The sequence below is a fragment of the Citrobacter sp. Ce129 genome (assembly GCF_030334545.1).
Lineage (GTDB): Bacteria > Pseudomonadota > Gammaproteobacteria > Enterobacterales > Enterobacteriaceae > Citrobacter > Citrobacter europaeus.
In genome coordinates this window covers 179325-203053 of sequence record NZ_JAOWDS010000053.1, presented here as the reverse complement: position 1 = coordinate 203053, position 23729 = coordinate 179325, and the positions used below count along the sequence as shown (strand labels likewise).

The following is a 23729-nucleotide window of genomic DNA, read 5'->3' as shown; positions in this document are numbered from 1 at the left end:
AAACAACAATCACGTTCCGTAATGAAACTCATTTTAAGGTTGTTTTTTTCCGCGCTGACTTCGCCAGAATCTCTTCATCGCCTCCGCACCATGACCTAAGCATTCGGGGGTTTGTCTTTCACTCAACCTCGAGGAGCCGTTATGTCTCAATTCTTTTTTAATCAACGCCCCCATCTCGTGAGCGATGTCATCGACGGTACGATTATCGCCAGCCCGTGGAATAACCTGGCGCGTCTGGAAAGCGATCCGGCCATTCGTATCGTAGTCCGTCGTGATCTCGATAAAAATAACGTGGCGGTCATTTCCGGCGGCGGTTCGGGACACGAACCCGCGCACGTTGGATTTATCGGTAAAGGCATGCTAACCGCTGCGGTATGCGGCGACGTTTTCGCCTCCCCGAGCGTGGATGCGGTACTGACCGCCATTCAGGCGGTAACCGGTGAAGCGGGCTGTTTGTTGATCGTGAAAAATTACACCGGTGACCGTCTTAATTTCGGTCTCGCCGCCGAGAAAGCGCGTCGCCTTGGCTATAACGTTGAAATGCTGATTGTTGGCGACGACATCTCTCTGCCGGATAACAAACACCCACGCGGCATTGCGGGAACCATCCTGGTGCATAAAATCGCGGGTTACTTTGCCGAACGCGGCTACAACCTCGCCACCGTTCTGCGTGAAGCGCAGTACGCAGCCCACAACACCTTCAGCCTGGGCGTTGCGCTTTCCAGTTGTCATCTGCCGCAAGAAACCGACGCGACCCCGCGTCATCATCCGGGTCACGCGGAGCTAGGGATGGGCATTCACGGCGAGCCAGGTGCTTCGGTTATCGACACTCAGAACAGTGCGCAGGTGGTGAACCTGATGGTGGATAAACTGCTGGCCGCCCTGCCTGAAACCGGCCGTCTGGCGGTGATGATTAACAATCTTGGCGGTGTTTCTGTTGCCGAAATGGCCATCATTACCCGCGAGCTGGCCAGCAGCCCGCTGCACTCGCGTATCGACTGGCTGATTGGCCCGGCCTCGCTGGTCACCGCGCTGGATATGAAAGGCTTTTCTCTCACGGCCATCGTGCTGGAAGAGAGCATCGAAAAAGCGCTGCTCACCGAAGTGGAAACCAGCAACTGGCCGACGCCGGTCCCACCGCGTGAAATCAGTTGTGTTCCGTCATCTCAGCGTAGCGCACGCGTGGAATTCCATCCCTCGGCAAACGCCCTGGTGGCCGGGATTGTGGAGCTTGTCACCGCAACCCTTTCCGATCTGGAGTCCGATCTTAATGCGCTGGATGCCAAAGTCGGCGATGGCGATACCGGTTCAACCTTTGCCGCTGGCGCACGCGAAATTGCCAGCCTGCTGCATCGCCAGCAGTTGCCGCTGGATAACCTTGCTACGCTGTTCGCGTTGATTGGCGAACGCCTGACCGTGGTGATGGGCGGTTCCAGCGGTGTGCTGATGTCGATCTTCTTTACCTCAGCCGGACAGAAACTGGAACAGGGAGCAAATATTGTCGAAGCATTAAATACGGGCCTGGCGCAGATGAAGTTCTACGGCGGCGCAGACGAAGGCGATCGCACCATGATTGACGCGCTGCAACCGGCCCTGACTTCACTGCTCGCGCAGCCGCAAAATTTGCAGGCCGCATTCGACGCCGCGCAAGCGGGAGCCGAACGAACCTGTTTGTCGAGTAAAGCCAATGCCGGTCGCGCATCGTATCTGAGCAGCGAAAGCTTGTTGGGTAATATGGACCCCGGCGCGCATGCCGTCGCAATGGTATTTAAAGCGCTGGCAGAGAGTGAATTGAGCTAAGCCATAAATGCCTGATGCGCTTCGCTTATCAGGCCTACGAGTACAAACCTATGTAGGCCGGGTAAGGCGCTTACGCCGCCATCCGGCAGAACGTTAACGATAAACGCGGATCCCGCCCTCTACGCCACGGCTAAACAGTACCTGCCAAAGCTCGATATCTCGGGCGCGGAAAGCCCCGGCGCAGGCGCATAAATAGTAATTAAACATTCTTCTGAAGGTGGCGGAATAACGTGACGACAGCTCCGGCCAGGCCTGATTAAAGCGCTCGTGCCAGGCCATCAGCGTTTTATCGTAATCGCTGCCAAAGTTATGCCAGTCCTCCATCACAAACCGTGATTCGCTGGCCTCGGCAATATGGGAAATCGACGGTAAGCAACCGTTCGGGAAAATGTATTTGTTGATCCATGGATCGACGCTCATCCCTTTTTTATTGCTACCGATGGTATGCAGCAGGAAGAGCCCGTCCGGTTTTAAACAACGGTCTGCGATGCTGAAATAGGTATCGTAGTTTTTCGGCCCGACGTGTTCAAACATCCCCACGGAGACAATGCGATCGTAGTGTTTATCAAGGTCGCGATAATCCTGCAGCAGAATGTTAACGTCCAGACCTTCACAGCGCTGCTGCGCCATTTTCTGCTGCTCTTTGGAAATGGTAACGCCTTCTACCACCGCGCCATAATGACGTGCCGCATACTCCGCCAGCCCGCCCCAGCCACAACCGATATCGAGTAAACGCATACCCGGTTTAAGCTGCAGCTTCTCGCAGATCATTTTTAATTTGGCATTTTGCGCATCTTCTAATGTGGTCGCATCTTTCCAGTAACCACAGGAATATTGCATATGCGGATCAAGCATCAGCGCAAAGAGATCGTTACCAATATCATAATGTTCTTTGCCGACTATCCATGCCCGGCTCCGCGACTGCAAATTAAACAGGCGCGCACAGGCAATGCGTAAAATATCTTTCAGATTTCCCGGCATCTGCTGGTCGAGTTTTGCTTTGAGGATTTTGCAGAACAGAATATCGAGCCGCTCACAGTCCCACCAGCCTTCCATATAGCTTTCACCAAGTCCTAATGAGCCTTGTTGCAATACCCGTTTAAAGAAACCGGTGTGATGAAGTTGAATGTCCCACGCTCGCGAGCCATTAATTCTGATATCCGCTTGCGAAAGCAGCTCTTTTCCCATTCGGGTCCAGTTATCATTTATTTCATTGACGATCACAGCATCTGAACAAAGCGAATTCATGGTATTTACCAAAAGTGGGCTAAAAATTCTTACACAAGATTATTATGGAAAAAAGGGTGTATGTATTATGATCTGCGGACAAGATCTATCGAGTAGCAGACACATCATCGGGATCATTGACGATTCATTTATGGAAACTCTCGCGCAAAAGCAGTGGAACTTCTACCCGGATAACTCCATGACGGAACTGCCGCAGGACGTGTACTTTCGCTCTTATGTCCTGGAAGCTAACCATCATGTTCCACAGCATTCACACTCTTTTATACAGTTTCATTTCGCCCGTAAAGGCAGTATGCGTATTGATGTTGCCGGCAAGTGCTGGATAATTCCGGCACATTATGGCATCTGGATCCCGAATAATACGGAGCATACGGTTTGGGCACTGGATGATGTGTATTTAGAAAATCTGGATATTAATCCGGGCTTTCTTGAAGAGAGCATTAATGAATGTAAAGTGGTGGCAATCAGTGATTTCGCCAGAGAGTTTATTCATTACGCCACGAATTCAATTTCAGGCCATTATGATAGCCAGTCAAAAGAGGGCAAGCTGGTCAGCGTCCTGGTCGACATTATTCTGCAGCTCCCGGAAGTCGCTTTTGTATTACCCTGGCCGCAGGATCGCGAATTAAACAAAGTTTGCCGAACCATACAAGAATCTCCCGCACTGGAGCATTCGGTTGAATACTGGTCGCAGCATCTGGGTATGTCTGCCCGTACCTTTTCACGCCATTTCAAAAAAGAAACCGGATTGCCTTTCAGCGTCTGGAAGCAAAAAATGCGTATTCTGGAATCCGTATTAATGCTGAAGAAAAATAAAAGCGTAACCGCCGTGGCGCTCGACGTGGGGTATTCAAGCACCGCGGCATTTAGCTACGCATTCCGCCAGGCGTTTGGCGTTCCGCCGTCTAATTACTGATTAACGGCGCTGATGCCAGTAAGCCGCTGCGCGAACCCGTTGCTGATCGAACGCCTCGGTTTCAAAGCGAGCACTCAGGTTTTTGACCACCTTCCCTTCACCGGTGATCCAGATGTAATAATCGTCTGCTGGCACGCTTAGCCGCGATAAGTGTTCATTCACCGCCTGCTCGTCATGACCGATAAACCACTGAATAGTAAACCCGTCGAGGTGGGCAAAATAGTCCTGGTATGCTGCATCTTGCACGCTGACCAGCGCCGTGACGTGCGGACGTACCGCTAAACGACTGAGCGACTCCAGGCGTCGGCGCAGCGCGGGCATTCCCGATTCATCACACACATAAACCTGATACGCATAATCCTCTGGCACCACCAAAGAACCGCGCGGTCCGCCAATTGTCAGCTTGTCCCCCTCACGGGCATTCATCGCCCACGTACTTGCCACGCCACCGTCATGGATATAAAAATCCAGCGCCAGCTCATGGCGCGCTTCGTCATACAACGGCGTGTAATCACGGGATAACGGACGTACGCCGTCAGCCCAGACAATGCCTTCATCGGTGACGACAGGCGGCACAAAATGGCTGCCCGGTTCAGGGAAAAAGACCTTGGTATGGTCGTCAAACCCGTGTGAGCTAAAACCGTCCAGAGCGTCCCCGCCCAGTACAATGCGCTGAAAGCCCGCGCTAATACGTTCTACGCGCAGGACGGTAAGTTCCCGAAAGCGCAGTTCATTACGAACGCGCTGGGGGTAGCGTGAGGTGTTTTTTGTCATTTTTTTCGCCTTGTGAAGATAATACGATATATCTAAATACATTTTTAAATGATAATGATTGCTAATCAAGAGGATTGCAAGCACTTTTTTGATATAGTCATCGTCAGATTAGACTGACAGCACCAACCAATAAAAACTGTTAATAATCATCACATTAAACAAAATATAATTTGTAGACTTGCAAGATGACAATTTTTAGATATAAATTAGATATATCTAAACAACATCAGGAGACGATGATGCAAAACCATCATGAAGGTTGCTGCAAACATACTGAGCACCAACACGAAGGCTGCTGCAAGGGTGAAGGACATCACCACGAAGGCCGCCACAACGAGCACCATGCAGGTTGCTGCAAAGGTGAAGAACATCGCCATGAAGGCTGTAACAAAGAACATCACCACGAACAGGGTTGTGGGCACCGTCGCGGGGGCGGTGGTCGTCGCCAACGCTTCTTCGGTCACGGAGAATTACGCCTGGTCATTCTGGATATCCTGACCCGCGACGCCAGCCACGGCTATGAGCTGATTAAAGCAATTGAAACCCTGACTCAGGGTAACTATACCCCGAGCCCGGGCGTTATCTATCCGACGCTGGATTTCTTGCAGGATCAGGCACTGATCACCATCAGCGACGAGGAAGGTGGGCGTAAACAGATTGCGATCACGACTCAGGGTCAGCAATGGCTGGATGAAAACCGTGAGCATCTGGAACATATCCACGAACGTATTAAAGCCCGCTGCGTGGGTTTTGAATTACGCAAGAATCCGCAGATGAAACGCGCGCTGGAAAACTTCAAAGCCGTGCTGGACCTACGGGTTAATCATGGTGATACCAGCGATGCGCAGATCAAAAAAATCATCGGTATTATCGATCGCGCTGCGCTGGATATTACTCAGCTGGATTAATTTACACTGCAGGCGGGACCCGTTTGCCCGCCGTTCCGCCTGTAGGGTTTATATTAATGTAGCACCGTGACAGCATCTTCCAGTCGACCAGCGCGATGCTTCACCATCGCAGAAATCTGGGCGCTCTCTTCAACCAGTTCGGCGTTTTTCTGCGTAATATTGCTCAGTTCATTCACTGCCCGAGTCAGGCTGGAAAGGCCATCTGACTGCTCCAGCGTTGAGTGGCTGATTTGGGCGATCAGCTGAGTGACGTTTTGCACCTGCGCCACAATATCGTCCATCGTGCGCCCTGCAGCGTGAACCTGATCGGAGCCGGACTGCACTTTATCGGCGCTGGCATCAATCAGCTTGCGGATATCATTGGCCGCACTGGCGCTGCGACTGGCAAGATGACGCACTTCTCCCGCCACCACGGCGAACCCTTTCCCTTGCTCACCTGCCCGTGCAGCTTCAACGGCGGCGTTCAAAGCCAGAATGTTGGTCTGGAAAGCAATATCGTTAATCAGCGTCGTAATGGTGCCGATCCTCTGGGTGCTGTTGGCGATATCGTCCATGGTTTTGATGACGGTATCCATCGCCTCACCGCCGTGCGTTGCCGCGCTGCTGGCGGCGATGGAGAGTTTATCGGCTGCGGCGGCGGTCTCAGAGTTTTGTTTTACCGATGCCGCCATCTGATTCATGGTGGTCACCGTTTCCTGCACATTCTCTACGGTCTGCTGCGTATGCTTGTTTAAATCATCACTGCCTTTCGCCAGCGTTTCACTGTCGCTGCGTACACAACTCACCTGGCTGGAGACATCATGGATGAGCCAACGGCACATTAGCCCCAGTTGCCCGACCGCTCGCAGCATCAGGCCCAGCTCATCACTGCGGTTAAGATGCGACACGCTGTTCCGCTCACCGGTCGCCACTTTAAGCGCCTGACGGGCGACATTCTCAATAGGACGCACAATCTGCCATTCGAAAATAGCCGTTCCTAAAAGCATCACCAACACGCTCGTCAGCAGTAATGGCCATTCGGCGCCCATTTGCTGCAATGCGGCCGCCAGTAAAATAAACATAAACGCCATTACGCTGCGCACTCGCCAGCGAATCGGCAGCGCCGGGAATTTACCCAACCAGCCTTTGCGTACCACCAGGCCTTTATGAATTCGTCGATTGCAACGCCCTTCATTCAGCGCTTTATATAAAGGCTCTACCGCCGCAATCTCCTCGTCAGTTGCCCGGGTACGGATCGACATATACCCGGTTACACGCCCTTCCCGCACCATCGGCACCGCATTGGCCCTTACCCAGTAGTGATCGCCATTCTTACGCCGGTTTTTCACAATCCCGCTCCATGGCTCACCCTGCTTCAGGGTGTACCACATATCCGCAAACGCCGCTTTTGGCATGTCCGGATGACGAACCAGGTTGTGCGGTTTTTCGAGCAATTCATTTAGTTGATAGCCACTGACCTGGACAAAGGTATCGTTCGCATGGGTGATATAGCTTTGTAAATCGGTAGTCGACATGAGGGTGATATCATCATCCAGCGGTGTATTTTGCTGACTAACGTAGGGATGAGAAGACATGATTGCGTCCTGTGCAGGTTATCTGGTTGTTAACTCTTTCGGCTTATGTTATTTCGGCGATAATTTTTTTATCTTTAGTTGTTAAATTTGATTTAGATCGCAATTTGCGATTAAACCTCAAAATTTGTACGCATTCTAATCCATTGATTTAAAATACTTTCAATCAGAAACTATTCAATTTCACTTCTACCAATGCACCGTCACAGGGCGAATATTGCTCATTTTTAGCGCAGAAAAGGGGTTTTCCGATCTGTTTTCTCAGTCTGAACATGGGCAAAATGCCAGCAAATGTTAAAGACTGGCATTAAATGTTGCGCAAATAAGATGTTTCCTGGTGTTTATCCCGATTTTTGCTAAGCGCGCCGGAATGGCGCAATCCCTGCAATACTTAAATCAGTATCATGTGATACGCGAGCTCCGGGAGCATATTTTGAACAGGTTACCTTCCAGCGCATCGGCCCTGGCCTGCAGCGCACACGCACTGAATCTCATCGAAAAGCGCACGCTTGATCATGAGGAAATGAAATCACTAAACCGAGAGGTGATTGAATACTTCAAGGAGCATGTCAATCCGGGGTTCTTAGAGTATCGAAAATCTGTAACAGCAGGCGGGGATTACGGAGCCGTAGAGTGGCAAGCGGGAAGCCTGAATACGCTTGTCGACACCCAGGGGCAGGAGTTCGTCGATTGCCTGGGTGGTTTTGGAATTTTCAACGTGGGGCACCGTAATCCAGTCGTGGTTTCCGCCGTACAGAATCAACTCGCGAAACAACCTCTGCATAGCCAGGAGCTACTCGACCCTCTGCGGGCCATGCTGGCAAAAACCCTCGCCGCACTGGCCCCAGGTAAGCTGAAATACAGTTTTTTCTGTAACAGCGGGACCGAGTCGGTTGAAGCCGCTCTGAAGCTGGCGAAAGCGTATCAATCACCGCGCGGTAAATTTACGTTTATTGCCACCAGCGGCGCATTCCACGGTAAATCGCTGGGCGCGCTGTCCGCCACGGCTAAATCCACCTTCCGCAAACCCTTTATGCCGCTGCTGCCGGGTTTCCGCCATGTACCGTTTGGCGATATTAACGCGATGCGCACCGTGCTCAGCGAGTGTAAAAAAACCGGTGACGACGTCGCTGCCGTGATCCTCGAACCGATCCAGGGTGAAGGGGGCGTGATCCTGCCGCCGCAAGGGTATTTAACCGCCGTTCGTAAACTTTGCGATGAGTTTGGCGCGCTAATGATCCTTGACGAAGTGCAGACCGGCATGGGTCGTACTGGCAAAATGTTCGCCTGCGAACACGAAAACGTGCAGCCCGACATTATGTGCCTGGCTAAAGCGCTGGGCGGCGGCGTGATGCCCATTGGCGCAACCATTGCCACCGAAGAGGTATTCTCCGTCCTGTTCGACAATCCTTTCCTGCATACCACCACGTTTGGCGGCAACCCGCTTGCTTGCGCGGCTGCGCTGGCCACCATTAACGTCCTGCTGGAGCAAAATTTACCGGCTCAGGCGGAGCAGAAAGGCGATATGTTGCTGGATGGTTTCCGCCAGCTTGCGCGGGAATACCCGGACCTGGTACATGATGTACGCGGTAAGGGCATGCTGATGGCGATTGAGTTTGTTGATAATGAAATCGGCTACAACTTTGCCAGTGAGATGTTCCGCCAGCGGGTGCTGGTAGCCGGCACGCTGAACAATGCCAAGACGATCCGTATCGAACCGCCGTTGACGTTAACGATCGAGCAATGCGATCTGGTATTGCGAGCAACGCGCAAAGCCCTGGCAGCATTACGGGTGAGCGTGGAGCAGGTGTAACAACCTTACCCGGCCTATAAAAGACACCCTTTTGTAGGCCGGATAAGGCGTAGCCGCCATCCGGCAATTAGCCTAACTCAAACAATCCGCACACCCACTGGCATCACCCGTTCTGGCGTTAACAGCACGCTTTCGCCGCCATCATCCGTCTCAGCGCACAGCAGCATACACTCAGATGTTTCACCGCGCATTTTGGCCTTTTGCAGGTTACACAGCACCACTACCGTTTTCCCCATTAGCTCCTCTTCGCTGTAATAAGGAACCAGGCTGGTCACGGTTTGCAGCGTACGCTCTCCAACATCTACCTGTACGATATACAGCTTATCGGCATTGTCATGGCGCTTTACCTGTGCGATTTTTCCAACACGTATTTCCATTCGGGCAAAATCAGCAAATGCGACGATATCCATTGTTTTCTCCTCTGGTAAAATTTTACTAAATACTAGCAAAATATTTTCCAGGCATTGTTCTCAAAAGCGGGAAAATGACGTACTCATCACACTCTGAAAGCCCGGTTTTACCCCGAGCATGTCAATTAAACATGCTTTTTTTACTGAAAACAGATGAATAGATAAGCACTTCATTTACAATGCGCAGGTAACTCAGGGAAAAGGCAAACATGGCAACACTTAAAGACATCGCAATCGAAGCTGGCGTGTCCCTGGCGACAGTGTCCCGGGTTTTAAACGATGACCCCACGCTGAATGTAAAAGAAGAGACTAAGCATCGCATTCTGGAGATCGCGGAAAAGCTGGAGTACAAAACCAGCAGCGCCCGTAAGAACCAGACCAATGCGCTCGGCCCCCAGCATATTCTGGCGCTCTACAGCTATCAGCAGGATTTGGAAATCAACGATCCTTACTACCTCGCGATCCGCCATGGGATTGAAACCCAGTGTGAGAAACTCGGGATCGAACTGACCAACTGCTATGAGCACAGTGGACTGCCGGAGAGCAAACACATTACCGGCATTCTTATTGTCGGCAAGCCTTTTCCCGCTCTGCGCGAGGCGGCAACAGCGCTTACCGACAACATCTGCTTTATCGATTTCCATGAACCCGGCAGCGAATATGACGCCGTCGATATCGATCTGGCCCGCATCAGCAAAGAGAGCATCGACTTTTTCATTGCCCAGGGCGTCACCCGCATTGGCTTCATCGGTGGTGAAGACCAGCCGGGCAAGGCCGATATCCGCGAAGCCGCGTTTGTCGAATACGGTCGTCTGCAGCAGGTCGTTTCTGAACAGGACATCTATCGCGGCGGTTTCTCTAGTTCATCAGGCTATGAACTGGCTAAAGAAATGCTGGCAAAACCCGACTATCCCAGCGCCCTGTTTGTGGCTTCAGATTCGATTGCTATTGGCGTTCTGCGCGCCATCCACGAGCGTGGTCTGAACATTCCACAGGATATTTCGCTGATAAGCGTTAATGATATTCCAACGGCGCGTTTCACCTTTCCTCCGCTTTCCACCGTTCGCATTCATTCTGAAATGATGGGCAGTCAGGGCGTCAACCTGCTGTTCGAGAAAGCCCGCGACGGGCGTGCGCTTCCCCTGCTGGTTTTTGTTCCCAGCAAACTGAAACTGCGCGGCACCACCCGCTAAAATCCCCCGTTAACCCGCCCGGTTTCTTCTGATGCCGGGCGCGCATTGTCATGCATTCTTTTCTGCGTCCGAATTATTTTCGTGATCCAGTTAAAGTAAATCACTTCATCCGCTATATTTTAGTAAAACTTTTACTAAAATCACCATCAATTACACTTACTCACCATTACAATGAATGGTTCCGATTTTTCTCCACCGGGAGGCCTTATGAATCGCTGGGAAAACATTCAGCTCACCCACGAAAATCGACTGGCGCCACGCGCATATTTTTTCTCTTATGACTCCGTTGCGCAGGCTCGCTCGTTTGCCCGCGAAACCAGCAGCCTCTTTCAACTGTTAAGCGGTCAGTGGAATTTTCAGTTCTTTGAGCATCCGCTACAGGTGCCGGAAGCCTTTACGTCGCAGTTTATGAACGACTGGGGTAGCATCACCGTCCCAGGCATGTGGCAGATGGAAGGACACGGTAAGCTGCAGTATACCGACGAAGGTTTTCCTTTCCCGATTGATGTCCCCTACGTTCCGACCAATAACCCCACCGGAGCCTACCAGCGCATTTTCTCCCTCAGCGAAGGCTGGCAGGGCAAACAGACGCTGATAAAGTTTGATGGCGTAGAAACCTACTTCGAAGTTTACGTGAATGGTCAGTACGTTGGCTTCAGCAAAGGCAGCCGCCTGACGGCCGAATTTGATATCAGCGCAATGGTGCGCACCGGTGACAACCTGCTGTGCGTTCGCGTAATGCAATGGGCTGATTCCACCTACGTTGAAGACCAGGACATGTGGTGGTCGGCGGGAATTTTCCGCGACGTCTATCTGGTAGGCAAACAGGCGACCCATATTCAGGATTTTACCGTTCGCACCGAGTTCGATGATGACTATCGCGACGCCACCCTCTCTTGCGACATTGCGCTGGAAAACCAGGCCGCCACGCCGGCGATAGCGTCGCTCGAATACACCTTGTTTGACGCTGAGCAGGCGCTGCATAGCGGCGTGATTAATACCCTGAAGGTGGATAAACAAACGCAGACCGCGTTTAATTTCAAGGTCAGCGCGCCGCAGCAGTGGTCGGCGGAATCGCCGTATCTCTACCATCTGGTGATGACGCTGAAAGATGCCAGCGGCAACATCCTTGAAGTCGTGCCACAGCGCGTCGGATTCCGCGATATTAAAGTTCGCGACGGTCTGTTTTACATCAATAATCGCTACGTGATGCTGCATGGCGTTAACCGCCACGATAACGATCATCTTAAGGGTCGCGCGGTCGGTATGGATCGCGTTGAAAAAGATCTGCTGTTAATGAAGCAGCACAATATCAACTCCGTACGCACCGCCCATTACCCGAACGATCCGCGCTTCTATGAATTGTGCGATATCTACGGTCTGTTCGTGATGGCCGAAACCGACGTTGAATCTCACGGCTTCGCTAATATCGGCGATATCAGCCGGATAACCGACGATCCGCTATGGGAAAATGTCTACGTTGAGCGCATCGTGCGCCACGTCCATGCGCAGAAAAACCACCCGTCGATCGTCATCTGGTCACTCGGCAACGAATCCGGATACGGCTGTAACATCCGCGCCATGTATCACGCTGCAAAAGCGCTGGATGACACGCGTTTGATCCATTACGAAGAAGATCGTGACGCCGAAGTGGTGGATATCATCTCCACCATGTACACCCGCGTGCCGCTGATGAATGAGTTTGGTGAATATCCGCATCCTAAGCCACGCATCATCTGCGAGTATGCGCACGCCATGGGTAACGGTCCCGGCGGGCTAACGGAATATCAGAACGTCTTCTATCAGCATGATTGCATTCAGGGGCACTATGTCTGGGAGTGGTGCGATCACGGGATTCAGGCCAAAGATGACGACGGCAACGTCTGGTACAACTATGGCGGCGACTACGGCGACTATCCGAACAACTACAACTTCTGCCTTGATGGCCTGATTTATTCCGATCAAACCCCAGGACCAGGACTGCAAGAGTACAAGCAGGTAATTGCGCCAGTGAAAGTACGCGCACAGGATCTGGCTCGCGGCGAACTGCGGGTAGAAAACAAACTGTGGTTCACCACGCTTGACGACTACACCTTGCATATTGAGGTTCGCGCCGAAGGAGATACGCTCTCTGTTCAGCAGATAAAACTACGTGACGTTCCTCCCAACAGCGATGCGCTCCTGCAATGCGCACTGCCGGAGCTGGATGCGCGCGAAGCGTTCCTTAACGTCAGTGTGACGAAAGATTCCCGCACGCTATACAGCGAAGCCGGGCATCACATCGCGACGTATCAGTTTCCACTGAAAGCCAGAACGGCGGCTACCGTACCGTTTAGTCTGCAAAATTCCACCCCTCTGACGCTGGAAGACAGCCGCCAGAGCTGCACCGTTCGCGGTTATAACTTCCATCTGACCTTCTCAAAGCTGACCGGTAAGCCGATCGCCTGGAACGTCAATGGCGAAGAGCTGATTACCCGCGAGCCGAAGATTAATTTCTTCAAACCGACCATTGATAACCACAAGCAAGAGTTCGAAGGCCTCTGGCAGCCGAATCATTTACAGATTATGCAGGAGCATCTGCGCGAGTTTACCCTTGAGCAAACCGATGATGCGCTGCTGATAACCAGCCAGACCATTATCGCCCCGCCGGTATTCGATTTCGGTATGCGCTGCACCTATCGCTGGCGCATTGCCGCGGACGGTCAGTTGAACGTAGAGCTTTCCGGCCAGCCTTACGGAGAGTACCGGGACATCATTCCTTGCATCGGCTTCACGATGGGCATCAACGGTGATTTGGGCCAGGTGGCATATTACGGACGTGGTCCCGGTGAAAACTATGCCGATAGCCAGCAGGCCAACATCATCGACATCTGGCGCAGCAGCGTGGATGAGATGTTCGAAAATTATCCGTTCCCGCAAAACAACGGCAATCGTCAGGACGTGCGCTGGGCAACGCTAACCAACCGCCACGGCAACGGTCTTCTGGTGGTTGGGCAGCGCCCTGTCAACCTGAGCGCCTGGCGCTATACGCCAGAAAATATCTTCGCCGCACAGCACTGCAACGCGCTACAGCGTAGCGATGACATCACCCTGAATCTGGACCACCAGTTGTTGGGATTAGGTTCCAATTCGTGGGGAAGTGAGGTGCTCGATTCCTGGCGCGTCTGGTTTACATCATTCAGCTACGGCTTCACGTTGTTGCCGTTTTCCGGCAGCGAGTCTGGCGCTCAAACCACCGCCAACCGCGCCTTTGGCACCGGATTCTTTTCCACGAATTTGCACAGCGAGAATACAAAATGAGGATCATCGACAACTTAGAGCAGTTCCAGCAACGCTATGCTTCGGGTCGGAAATGGCAACGCTGCGTCGAGGCTATTGAAAATATTGACAATATTCAGCCAGGCGTCGCCCACTCGATCGGTGATTCCCTGAGCTACCGCGTGGAAACAGACTCCGCGACCGATGCGCTGTTTACCGGCCATCGTCGTTATTTTGAGATCCATTACTACCTGCAAGGACAGCAAAAAATAGAGTATGCCGCCAAAGAGGATCTCCAGGTGGTTGAATTCTATCGCGATGAAACCGATCGCGAATATCTGAAAGGTTGTGGAAAAACCGTAGAAGTGCACGAAGGACAAATGGTTATTTGTGACAACCATGAGGCCTATCGTTTTATTTGTAATAACGCAGTGAAAAAAGTCGTACTCAAAGTCACCATCGAAGATGGTTATTTTCATAATAAATAAAAACACAGGCGGCGCCGACGTTGCGCCGCCAGTACCCTATAATAATCAGGAATCGGAGATGTGCTATGTCTGATACCAAACGCAATACCATCGGCAAGTTCGGCTTACTTTCACTCACTTTTGCCGCGGTTTATAGTTTTAATAACGTAATCAATAATAATATTGAGCTTGGTCTGGCATCCGCACCGATGTTTTTCCTCGCGACGATTTTCTACTTTATTCCATTCTGTTTAATCATCGCCGAATTTGTTTCGCTGAATAAAAACTCCGAAGCCGGTGTCTACGCATGGGTAAAAAGTTCGCTGGGCGGACGTTGGGCATTTATTACCGCCTACACCTACTGGTTCGTTAATCTGTTCTTTTTTACCTCGCTTTTGCCCCGCGTTATCGCCTACGCCTCATATGCTTTTTTAGGCTACGAATACATTCTGACGCCGTTCGCGACTACCGTGTTAAGTATGGTGCTGTTTGCCTTCTCCACCTGGGTTTCGACCAACGGCGCAAAAATGTTAGGACCAATTACCTCAGTCACCTCCACGTTGATGCTGCTGCTGACGCTATCCTATATCTTACTGGCGGGTACTGCGCTGGTTGGCGGCGTACAGCCTGCTGACCCTATCACCGTAGACGCAATGATCCCGAATTTTAACTGGGCCTTCCTGGGTATCACCACCTGGATCTTTATGGCGGCAGGCGGCGCAGAGTCGGTGGCGGTGTACGTCAACGACGTCAAGGGTGGTTCCAAATCATTCGTGAAGGTCATAATCATTGCCGGGATTTTTATCGGCGTGCTCTATTCCATCTCCTCGGTGCTGATCAACGTCTTTGTCAGCAGCAAAGAGCTGAAGTTTACCGGTGGTTCGGTGCAGGTATTCCACGGCCTGGCGGCATATTTCGGCCTGCCGGAACTGGTCGTGAACCGCTTTGTCGGCCTGGTCTCCTTTACCGCGATGTTCGGCTCTCTGCTGATGTGGACCGCCACGCCGGTGAAGATCTTCTTCTCTGAAATTCCGGCGGGTATTTTCGGTAAAAAAACCGTCGAACTGAATGAAAATGGCGTTCCGGCCCGCGCAGCGTGGATCCAGTTCCTGATCGTTATCCCGCTGATGATTATCCCAACCCTCGGCTCCAATACCGTGCAGGATTTAATGAACACCATCATCAACATGACCGCCGCCGCATCGATGCTGCCGCCGCTGTTTATTATGCTGGCTTACCTGAATCTGCGCGCAAAACTGGATCACTTACCGCGTGACTTCCGTATGGGTTCGCAAAAAACCGGCATTATTGTGGTCTCGATGCTGATTGTCCTTTTCACCATCGGATTTATCGCCTCTACCTTCCCGACCGGCGGTAACATCATAACCATTATTTTCTATAACGTTGGTGGCATTGTTATTTTCCTCGGCTTCGCCTGGTGGAAATACAGTAAATACATCAAAGGGCTGACCAAAGAAGAAAAAGCTATTGAGGCGGCCCCTGCTTCAGATATCAATTAATGACTAAAACAGAATAACAATAAACAATATTCGCCAAGGCTATAACCAAAATAATTCGAGTTGCATGAAGGCGGCAAGTGAGTGAATTCCCAGGAGCATAGATAACTATGTGACTGGGGTGAACGAACGTAGCTAACGCACATGCAGCTTGAAGTATGACGGGTATATAACAATAAAAATTATCTTTTATTTGGCTTAGGATCGAAGCATGAAAAACATTAGCCTCTGTTGCAGGGCAATTCTTGCCCTGCCCTTTTTCTGCGTCTCCTCTCTGGGTGCAGAAGAAGTTCGCCCTGCAGAACACGACGACACGAAAACGCCCGAAATATCTTCCCCGTCATTTCGTTTTTATGGCGAATTGGGCATGGGTGGATATATGGATTTAGAAGGAAAAGACAAACATAAATACAGCGATGGTACCTATATAGAAGGTGGCCTGGAGATAAAACACGGCTCGTGGTTTGGTCTGATCTACGGCGAGGGCTGGACCGTACAAGCGGACCATCAGGGCAATGCCTGGGTTCCTGACCATAGCTGGGGCGGATTCGAAGGCGGGATCAACCGCTTTTACGGTGGTTACCGCACCGATGATGGCACGGAGCTGATGCTCAGCCTGCGCCAGGACTCTTCGCTGGATGACCTGCAATGGTGGGGGGATTTCACTCCAGACCTGGGCTACGTCATTCCTAATACCCGCGACATCATGACCGCCATTAAGGTGCAAAACCTGACCGGTCCTTTGCGCTACAGCGTGACCGCGACGCCCGCCGGACACCACGACGAGAGCAAAGCCTGGCTGCACTTTGGTAAATACGATCGCTACGACGATAAATATACCTATCCGGCCATGATGAACGGCTACATCCAGTACGATCTGATCGAAAGCGTAACCTGGATGAACGGCCTGGAGATAACGGATGGTACCGGACAGTTGTTCCTGACCGGTATCCTCTCGCCCAACTTCGCCGCCCGCGCCTGGCACCACACGGGCCGCGCCGACGGGCTGGATGTGCCCGGCACCGAGACCGGCTTTATGGTCAGCGCGATGTATGAAGCACTAAAAGGCGTTTACCTCTCCACCGCTTATAGTTACGCCAAACACCGACCGGATAGCTATGAGGACGAAACCACTTCCTTTATGCAGTTCGGTATCTGGTATGAATACGGCGGCGGGCGTTTCGCTACCGCCTTCGACAGCCGGTTCTATATGCAGAATGCATCTGGCGACCCGAGCGACCAAATCTTCCTGATGCAATATTTCTATTGGTAACAAGGACCGGAACACCATGAACATGAAACCTCTTCTTACGCCGCTGGCCTGCATCCTGCTGATGAACGTCTCCGCGCATGCCGCCAGTGCTGACGACTTTAAAAACATCATTAATCGCACCGGTGCGCCGGGCTACATGCATGACTACGATCACGACGACCACCAGCGCTTTAATCCCTTTTTCGATCTTGGCGCCTGGCACGGTCATTTGCTGCCGGACGGTCCCGCCACGATGGGCGGCTTTCCGGGCGTGGCATTGCTGACCGAAGAATACATCAATTTTATGGCCAATAATTTTGACCGTCTGACGGTGTACCAGCACGGTAAAAAGGTCGATTTCGCACTTGAGGCCTACAGCATTCCGGGCGCGCTAGTGCAAAAGCTGTCATCTAAGCATGTGCAAATAGAGATGACGCTGCGTTTTGCCAGTCCCCGCACCTCGCTGCTGGAAACCAAAATCACCAGCGACACGCCGCTGGATCTGGTGTGGGACGGCGACCTGCTATCGAAGCTGGAAGCCAAAGAGGGAAAAGCGCTGTCAGATAAAACCATTGATGGCGAATTCCCTGGCTATCAGCGCAAAATCACCGCCACACACGATGGCCTGAAAGTCACCTTCGGCAAAGTGCGCTCAACCTGGGATCTGCTCACCTCCGGTGAGTCGGAGTATCAGGTGCATAAATCTGTCGCCATGAAAACGACGGTTAACGGTCATCGCTTCATGGGGAAGGCCCATATCAAAGGTTCAACCACTTTCTACACCACCTATTCTCATCTGCTTACCGCCGAGGATGTGGCGAAAGAGCAGCCGCAGATCCGCGATATTCTGGCGCGCCCGGCCTGGTATCTTGCGGCATCGCAAAAGCGCTGGGCAGATTATCTGCAAAAAGGCTTAACCAACCCGGATGCCACAACGGAACAAACCCGGGTCGCGGTTAAAGCTATTGAAACGCTGAACGGCAACTGGCGCTCGCCAGGCGGGGCGGTAAAACACAATACCGTGACGCCTTCGGTCACCGGCCGCTGGTTCTCCGGCAACCAAACCTGGCCGTGGGACACCTGGAAGCAGGCCTTCGCCATGGCGCACTTTAACCCGGATATCGCCAAAGAGAACATTCGCGCCGTCTTTTCATGGCAGGTTAAACCTGGCGATCCGGTTCGTGCGCAGGATGCCGGATTCCTTCCCGACCTGATTGCCTGGAATCTCAGCCCGGAACGCGGCGGCGACGGCGGTAACTGGAACGAGCGCAACACCAAACCCAGCCTGGCGGCCTGGTCGGTGATGGAGGTTTACAACGTCACCAAAGACAAGGCCTGGCTCGAAGAGATGTATCCAAAGCTGGTGGCGTATCACGACTGGTGGCTGCGTAACCGCGATCACAACGGCAACGGCGTGCCGGAATACGGCGCTACGCGCGATAAAGCCCACAATACCGACAGCGGTGAAATGCTGTTTACGGTGAAAAAAGGCGACAAGGAAGAAACCCTCTTTGGACTGAACAACTACGCCGCCGTGATCGATAAAGGCCAGTATGACAGCCTGGAGATCCCGGCACAGATTGCCGCCTCGTGGGAGTCCGGTCGTGATGATGCGGCAGTATTCGGTTTTATCGATAAAGATCAACTGGATAAATACGTCGCGAGCGGTGGAAAACGCAGCGACTGGGTGGTGAAATTTGCCGAAAACCGCAGTAAAGACGGTAAGTTGCTGGGTTACTCGCTAATGCAGGAGTCGGTGGATCAGGCCAGCTACATGTACAGCGACAACCATTATCTGGCGCAGATGGCGACCCTGCTCGGTAAACACCAGGAGGCGCAGCGCTACCGCCAGTTGGCGCAAAATCTCGCGGATTACATCAATACCTGTATGTTCGACCCTGACACCCAATTCTTCTATGACGTCAGGATCGAAGATACCCCGCTGGCAAACGGCTGTGCGGGTAAACCGATCGTCGAACGCGGCAAAGGGCCGGAAGGCTGGTCGCCGCTGTTTAACGGTGCGGCGACGCAGACCCATGCGGACGCGGTGGTTAAGGTGATGCTCGACCCCAAAGAGTTCAACACCTTTGTCCCGCTTGGCACGGCGGCGTTGACCAACCCGGCTTTCGGCGCGGATATATACTGGCGCGGGCGCGTCTGGGTGGATCAGTTCTGGTTCGGGCTAAAAGGGATGGAGCGTTACGGCTATCGCGATGAAGCGTTAAAACTGGCGGATACCTTCTTCAGCCACGCCAAAGGCCTGACCGCAGACGGTCCGATTCAGGAAAACTATAACCCATTGACCGGCGCCCAACAGGGCGCACCGAACTTCTCCTGGAGCGCGGCGCATCTCTATATGCTGTATAACGATTTTCTTAAAAAACAGTAATCGGTAGCATTTTGCCGGATGACGTTTCGCTCATCCGGCCCACAAAGACACATTTTCACCGGCCGGGTTAGGTGCTTGCACCGACATTCGGAAAATTCATTCTCTGCTCCCACTCCTTTTTTGAATCCCATCACAATCACGGCATTCCCCTTTTCCCTTTTACGCGGCGACGGCTAAATTATTAACTCATCCGACCACATAACAATAATTTTACATACTGGACACCTTTATGAGCTATCCGTCGCTGTTCGCCCCGCTCGATTTAGGCTTCACCACGCTTAAAAACCGCGTGCTGATGGGTTCAATGCATACCGGGCTGGAGGAGTATCCCGACGGTGCCCAACGGCTGGCCGCGTTCTACGCCGAACGCGCCCGTCACGGTGTGGCTCTGATTGTGAGCGGAGGTATTGCGCCTGCGCTTTCCGGCGTAGGGATGGAAGGTGGCGCGATGCTCAACGACACCAGCCAGCTTGCACACCATCGTGTCATTACCGACGCCGTGCATGATGAAGGCGGCAAAATCGCCCTGCAAATTCTGCATACCGGGCGTTACAGCTACCAGCCGCATCTGGTGGCGCCTTCTGCCATTCAGGCGCCAATCAACCGCTTTACGCCGCATGAACTGACGCACGATGAAGTGCTGCAGTTGATTGAAGATTTTGCCCACTGCGCACAGCTGGCACGGGAAGCGGGCTACGATGGCGTAGAAGTGATGGGTTCGGAAGGGTATCTCATCAACGAATTCCTGACTCTGCGTACCAACCAGCGCGATGACCAATGGGGCGGTGAGTATGCCAACCGCATGCGTTTTGCCGTTGAGGTGGTGCGAGCGGTACGCCAGCGTGCCGGGAATGACTTTATTATTATCTTCCGCCTGTCGATGCTCGATCTGGTGGAAAACGGTGGAACCTTCGACGAAACCGTCCAGTTGGCGCAGGCTATAGAAGCCGCCGGGGCCACCATTATTAACACCGGTATTGGCTGGCATGAGGCGCGTATTCCCACTATCGCTACCCCGGTACCGCGCGGCGCGTTTAGCTGGGTGACGCGTAAGCTGAAAGGGCATGTGACGATCCCACTGGTCACCACCAACCGCATTAACGACCCCCAGGTCGCCGATGACATTCTGGCCCGTGGCGACGCCGATATGGTGTCGATGGCCCGTCCGTTCCTCGCCGATGCCGAACTGCTGTCAAAAGCGCAGACCGGACGAGCAGATGAGATCAACACCTGTATCGGCTGTAACCAGGCCTGTCTCGATCAGATCTTCGTTGGCAAAGTCACCTCTTGTCTGGTGAATCCGCGAGCCTGCCATGAAACCAAAATGCCGATCGTTGCGGCAACTGTGCAGAAAAATCTGGCGGTTGTCGGCGCAGGCCCTGCCGGCCTCGCCTTCGCTATTAATGCTGCTGCACGCGGACATCACGTCACGCTGTTTGACGCGCATGGCGAGATTGGCGGGCAGTTTAATATCGCCAAACAGATCCCCGGCAAAGAAGAATTCTATGAAACCCTGCGCTACTACCGCCGGATGATCGACGTGACTGGCGTGACGCTAAAGCTGAATCACTTTGTCAGCGCACGCGATCTGCACACCTTCGACGAAGTGATCCTTGCCAGCGGGATCGAGCCGCGCATGCCGCCGATCGAGGGGATCGAACATCCTAAAGTGCTGAGCTATCTCGACGTCCTGCGCGATAAAACGCCAGTGGGCAAACGCGTGGCAATCGTTGGCTGCGGCGGGATCGGTTTCGATACTGCCATGTATCTGAGCCAGCCCGGCGATCCCACCAGCCAGAACATTGCGGAGTTCTGCGTGGAATGGGGGATCGACACCAGCCTGCAACAGCCTGGCGGTTTACGCCCGGAAGGTCCGCACTTATCCCGCAGCCCGCGCCAGATAGTGATGCTGCAGCGCAAAGCCAGCAAACCGGGACAAGGTTTAGGTAAAACGACGGGGTGGATCCATCGCACCACCCTGCTCTCACGCGGCGTAAAAATGATCCCTGCAGTCAGTTATCAGAAGATTGATGATGATGGGTTACACGTCGTGCTGAACGGTGAACCGGTGATCTTTAACGTGGATAACGTGGTGATTTGCGCCGGACAAGAGCCGCGCCGTGAGCTGGTCGATCCGCTCCATGCGGCAGGTAAAACGGTGCATCTGATCGGCGGCTGCGATGTGGCGATGGAACTGGATGCCCGACGTGCTATTGCGCAAGGCACCCGACTGGCGCTGGAAATTTAACAGGATGTAATTCGTAGGCCGGATAAGGCGTTAGCCGCCATCCGGCATCCCTGTTAGCGACGACGACCGGTTTTAACCGCCTTCAGCACCACAAATTTATTATTGGTGGCAATGGTTACGCAGTTGCCGAAAATCTTCTTCAGCTTGTGGAAGTAGTCGAGGTGACGGTTAGCCACAATGTACAGCTCACCGTTGATTTTCAGGCAGCGGCGGGCGTGGTGGAACATCTCCCAGGCAATGTTATCCGTCAGCGCGTGCTTTTGATGGAACGGAGGGTTGCACAGCACGGCGTTAAAGCGGAACGGTTCGACGCCAGACAGCGCGTTGTTGATCATAAACTCGCAGCGATCCAGCGCTTCAGGCATGTTACTTTCCACGTTCAAACGGCTTGAAGCCACCGCCATCGGCGATTCATCAACAAATACCACGCTGGCTTCCGGGTTCTTCGCCAGCAGCGTCATACCGATAACGCCGTTACCGCAGCCGAGATCCACAATCTCCCCCTCGAGGTTTTCCGGCAGATGCTCGATAAAAAAGCGCGCGCCGATATCCAGCCCGGTACGGGAGAAGACGTTAGCGTGGTTATGGATAGTCCAGTCGGTACCTTCCAGCTTCCAGCTCAGCGTTTGCGAGGCTGCGGCCAGCTCAGGTTTGCTAAACGTACAGTTGATTAGACGCGCTTTTTTCCACGCCAGCGTCGTGGTGGTTGGACCCAGCACTTTTTCAAACAGTTCCAGCGTCGAGGTATGCACATCACGCGCTTTTGCCCCAGCGATGATGCGCGTTTGCGGCGTTACCACTTCGCGCAGCGCGCGCAGCTGCTGCTCCAGCAGCGCCATGGTTTTTGGCAGCTTTATCAGCACCACGCCCGGCGCCTGCGGATACTCCGCGGTGCTGTCGAGGAATTTGACGCTCGACTCGGCAATATCGTTGTGGCGCAGGTTCTCGCGTGTGGCAAGCTCGCTGAGATAGGAGTCGCCAATGCTGTACGGCGTATGTTCCGCCAGCGCACAGCCCAGCGCGCCGAAGGTATCATTCAGGATCAGCACCGGGCCGCTAATCTCGGTATCGTCCAGCTGTTGCAGCAGATATTCATCGGCTGCTTCCCACGCCAGCAGCGGGTTAACGTCGTCCGTTTCCGGGAAACGTTTAAGTGTCAGTGAACGGAAACCGTTGTCTGTGTGGCTCATCGGCCCTCCTGAATGGTAAAATTTCGGCGTATCCCTGAAAAGGGTGCGTGAGTATACAACATTTTGAATACACAAAATCATTCAAGTTGCATCAAGGCGGCAAGTGAGTGAATCCCCGGGAGCGTACATTTAGTACGTGACTGGGGTGCGCGAACGCAGCCAACACAGAGGCAGCTTGAAGGATGAAGTGGATGGGACATGAATGAACCAACTAACTTACCTCCAGGGCTATCCGGAACATTTGCTTTCTCAGGTGAGAACGCTGATAGCTGAACAGCGCCTGGGCGCAGTGCAGGAAAAACGCTATCCGGGCACCCACGATTTCGCCACCGACAAAGCGCTCTGGCAATATACGCAGGATCTGAAAAATCAGTTTCTGCGCAATGCCCCGCCGCTGAATAAAGTCATGTATGACAGCAAAATCCACGTTCTGAAGAATGCGCTGGGACTGCACACTGCCGTTTCTCGCGTGCAGGGCGGCAAACTCAAAGCTAAAGCGGAGATCCGCGTCGCCACCGTCTTTCGCAATGCCCCGGAACCCTTTTTGCGTATGATCGTCGTTCATGAACTGGCGCATCTGAAAGAAAAAGAGCACGACAAAGCGTTTTACCAGCTGTGCTGTCATATGGAACCTCAGTACCATCAACTGGAGTTCGATACCCGCCTGTGGTTAACGCAACAATCGTTAAAGCAAACTGCGTAGTCGCGCACTGGCTTTGTCTTCAGGGCATGCTAAATTGACGAAAGAATCCCTTTTCGCAGCCTGAAGGCCTTT

The 23729-nt window shown here is 52.9% G+C and carries 17 protein-coding genes; 12 read left to right on the top strand and 5 right to left on the bottom strand.

Annotated features, from left to right (window positions below; genetic code table 11):
• The first annotated feature begins 141 nt into the window (after nt 1-141).
• Complete coding sequence (locus OGV77_RS05980) at nt 142-1800, top strand: glycerone kinase (protein WP_087051151.1); 1659 nt, start codon at nt 142-144, stop codon at nt 1798-1800.
• A 93-nt stretch (nt 1801-1893) separates the two neighbouring features.
• On the opposite strand, the gene cfa is transcribed toward OGV77_RS05980, so the two are convergent.
• Nucleotides 1894-3048 carry a cyclopropane fatty acyl phospholipid synthase gene (gene cfa / locus OGV77_RS05975; protein WP_087051150.1) on the bottom strand — a complete coding sequence of 385 codons (1155 nt, stop codon included), beginning with the start codon at nt 3046-3048 and terminating at the stop codon, nt 1894-1896.
• 67 nt (nt 3049-3115) lie between these two features.
• On the opposite strand from cfa, the gene OGV77_RS05970 reads away from it, so the two are divergent.
• A complete protein-coding gene (locus tag OGV77_RS05970) occupies nt 3116-3964 on the top strand; it encodes a helix-turn-helix domain-containing protein (protein ID WP_043017720.1) in 849 nt (282 codons plus the stop codon).
• On the opposite strand, the gene OGV77_RS05965 is transcribed toward OGV77_RS05970, so the two are convergent.
• The gene (locus OGV77_RS05965) at nt 3965-4738 is read right to left on the bottom strand and encodes a siderophore-interacting protein (RefSeq protein WP_043017721.1); all 774 of its coding nucleotides are present in this window, start codon (nt 4736-4738) and stop codon (nt 3965-3967) included.
• A 236-nt stretch (nt 4739-4974) separates the two neighbouring features.
• Between OGV77_RS05965 and OGV77_RS05960 the strand changes: the two genes are divergently transcribed.
• Nucleotides 4975-5646, top strand: a complete 672-nt coding sequence (locus OGV77_RS05960) for a PadR family transcriptional regulator (protein WP_167373421.1) — start codon at nt 4975-4977, stop codon at nt 5644-5646.
• A gap of 53 nt (nt 5647-5699) precedes the next feature.
• Here OGV77_RS05960 and OGV77_RS05955 read toward each other — a convergent pair whose 3' ends face one another.
• Entirely contained in the window at nt 5700-7220 is a 1521-nt protein-coding gene (locus OGV77_RS05955; RefSeq protein WP_075145602.1) for a methyl-accepting chemotaxis protein, read from the bottom strand.
• Between the two features lie 430 nt (nt 7221-7650).
• On the opposite strand from OGV77_RS05955, the gene ygjG reads away from it, so the two are divergent.
• Nucleotides 7651-9030, top strand: a complete 1380-nt coding sequence (gene ygjG, locus OGV77_RS05950) for a putrescine aminotransferase (RefSeq protein ID WP_167373420.1) — start codon at nt 7651-7653, stop codon at nt 9028-9030.
• A gap of 77 nt (nt 9031-9107) precedes the next feature.
• On the opposite strand, the gene OGV77_RS05945 is transcribed toward ygjG, so the two are convergent.
• The gene (locus OGV77_RS05945; RefSeq protein WP_087051149.1) at nt 9108-9440 is read right to left on the bottom strand and encodes a tRNA-binding protein; all 333 of its coding nucleotides are present in this window, start codon (nt 9438-9440) and stop codon (nt 9108-9110) included.
• A gap of 209 nt (nt 9441-9649) precedes the next feature.
• On the opposite strand from OGV77_RS05945, the gene ebgR reads away from it, so the two are divergent.
• The 7 genes from ebgR (at nt 9650) to OGV77_RS05910 (ending at nt 21764) form a co-directional block, all read left to right on the top strand.
• On the top strand, nt 9650-10633 hold the full coding sequence (gene ebgR, locus OGV77_RS05940) for a transcriptional regulator EbgR (RefSeq protein WP_087051148.1): 984 nt from the start codon (nt 9650-9652) through the stop codon (nt 10631-10633).
• Nucleotides 10634-10840: 207 nt separating this feature from the next.
• Nucleotides 10841-13933 carry a beta-galactosidase subunit alpha gene (gene ebgA / locus OGV77_RS05935; protein WP_087051147.1) on the top strand — a complete coding sequence of 1031 codons (3093 nt, stop codon included), beginning with the start codon at nt 10841-10843 and terminating at the stop codon, nt 13931-13933.
• Nucleotides 13930-14379: a beta-galactosidase subunit beta gene (locus OGV77_RS05930; RefSeq protein WP_047408466.1), complete on the top strand. Its 450-nt coding sequence runs from the start codon at nt 13930-13932 to the stop codon at nt 14377-14379. The genes ebgA and OGV77_RS05930 overlap by 4 nt, the downstream gene beginning before the upstream one ends.
• A gap of 65 nt (nt 14380-14444) precedes the next feature.
• Nucleotides 14445-15878 carry an amino acid permease gene (locus tag OGV77_RS05925; RefSeq protein WP_043017728.1) on the top strand — a complete coding sequence of 478 codons (1434 nt, stop codon included), beginning with the start codon at nt 14445-14447 and terminating at the stop codon, nt 15876-15878.
• Between the two features lie 208 nt (nt 15879-16086).
• A complete protein-coding gene (ygjJ, locus tag OGV77_RS05920) occupies nt 16087-17148 on the top strand; it encodes a protein YgjJ (RefSeq protein WP_087051146.1) in 1062 nt (353 codons plus the stop codon).
• 16 nt (nt 17149-17164) lie between these two features.
• The gene (ygjK, locus tag OGV77_RS05915; RefSeq protein ID WP_087051145.1) at nt 17165-19516 is read left to right on the top strand and encodes an alpha-glucosidase; all 2352 of its coding nucleotides are present in this window, start codon (nt 17165-17167) and stop codon (nt 19514-19516) included.
• 229 nt (nt 19517-19745) lie between these two features.
• The gene (locus OGV77_RS05910) at nt 19746-21764 is read left to right on the top strand and encodes an oxidoreductase (RefSeq protein ID WP_043017731.1); all 2019 of its coding nucleotides are present in this window, start codon (nt 19746-19748) and stop codon (nt 21762-21764) included.
• 53 nt (nt 21765-21817) lie between these two features.
• Here the strand turns inward: OGV77_RS05910 and rlmG are convergent, their stop codons facing one another.
• Nucleotides 21818-22954, bottom strand: a complete 1137-nt coding sequence (gene rlmG / locus OGV77_RS05905) for a 23S rRNA (guanine(1835)-N(2))-methyltransferase RlmG (RefSeq protein WP_043017732.1) — start codon at nt 22952-22954, stop codon at nt 21818-21820.
• 202 nt (nt 22955-23156) lie between these two features.
• Here rlmG and OGV77_RS05900 point away from each other — a divergent pair, with 202 nt between their 5' ends.
• Entirely contained in the window at nt 23157-23657 is a 501-nt protein-coding gene (locus OGV77_RS05900) for a M48 metallopeptidase family protein (RefSeq protein WP_286502627.1), read from the top strand.
• Nucleotides 23658-23729: the final 72 nt, after the last annotated feature.

Coding starts and splice junctions, on each gene's coding strand:
- ebgR (WP_087051148.1), top strand. CDS start 9,650: ATGGCAACACTTAAAGACATCGCAATCGAAGCTGGCGTGTCCCTGGCG.
- OGV77_RS05930 (WP_047408466.1), top strand. CDS start 13,930: ATGAGGATCATCGACAACTTAGAGCAGTTCCAGCAACGCTATGCTTCG.
- OGV77_RS05960 (WP_167373421.1), top strand. CDS start 4,975: ATGATGCAAAACCATCATGAAGGTTGCTGCAAACATACTGAGCACCAA.
- OGV77_RS05945 (WP_087051149.1), bottom strand. CDS start 9,440: ATGGATATCGTCGCATTTGCTGATTTTGCCCGAATGGAAATACGTGTT.
- OGV77_RS05900 (WP_286502627.1), top strand. CDS start 23,157: ATGAACCAACTAACTTACCTCCAGGGCTATCCGGAACATTTGCTTTCT.
- OGV77_RS05970 (WP_043017720.1), top strand. CDS start 3,116: ATGATCTGCGGACAAGATCTATCGAGTAGCAGACACATCATCGGGATC.
- OGV77_RS05955 (WP_075145602.1), bottom strand. CDS start 7,220: ATGTCTTCTCATCCCTACGTTAGTCAGCAAAATACACCGCTGGATGAT.
- rlmG (WP_043017732.1), bottom strand. CDS start 22,954: ATGAGCCACACAGACAACGGTTTCCGTTCACTGACACTTAAACGTTTC.
- cfa (WP_087051150.1), bottom strand. CDS start 3,048: ATGAATTCGCTTTGTTCAGATGCTGTGATCGTCAATGAAATAAATGAT.
- ygjJ (WP_087051146.1), top strand. CDS start 16,087: ATGAAAAACATTAGCCTCTGTTGCAGGGCAATTCTTGCCCTGCCCTTT.
- OGV77_RS05925 (WP_043017728.1), top strand. CDS start 14,445: ATGTCTGATACCAAACGCAATACCATCGGCAAGTTCGGCTTACTTTCA.
- OGV77_RS05965 (WP_043017721.1), bottom strand. CDS start 4,738: ATGACAAAAAACACCTCACGCTACCCCCAGCGCGTTCGTAATGAACTG.
- ebgA (WP_087051147.1), top strand. CDS start 10,841: ATGAATCGCTGGGAAAACATTCAGCTCACCCACGAAAATCGACTGGCG.
- OGV77_RS05980 (WP_087051151.1), top strand. CDS start 142: ATGTCTCAATTCTTTTTTAATCAACGCCCCCATCTCGTGAGCGATGTC.
- OGV77_RS05910 (WP_043017731.1), top strand. CDS start 19,746: ATGAGCTATCCGTCGCTGTTCGCCCCGCTCGATTTAGGCTTCACCACG.
- ygjK (WP_087051145.1), top strand. CDS start 17,165: ATGAACATGAAACCTCTTCTTACGCCGCTGGCCTGCATCCTGCTGATG.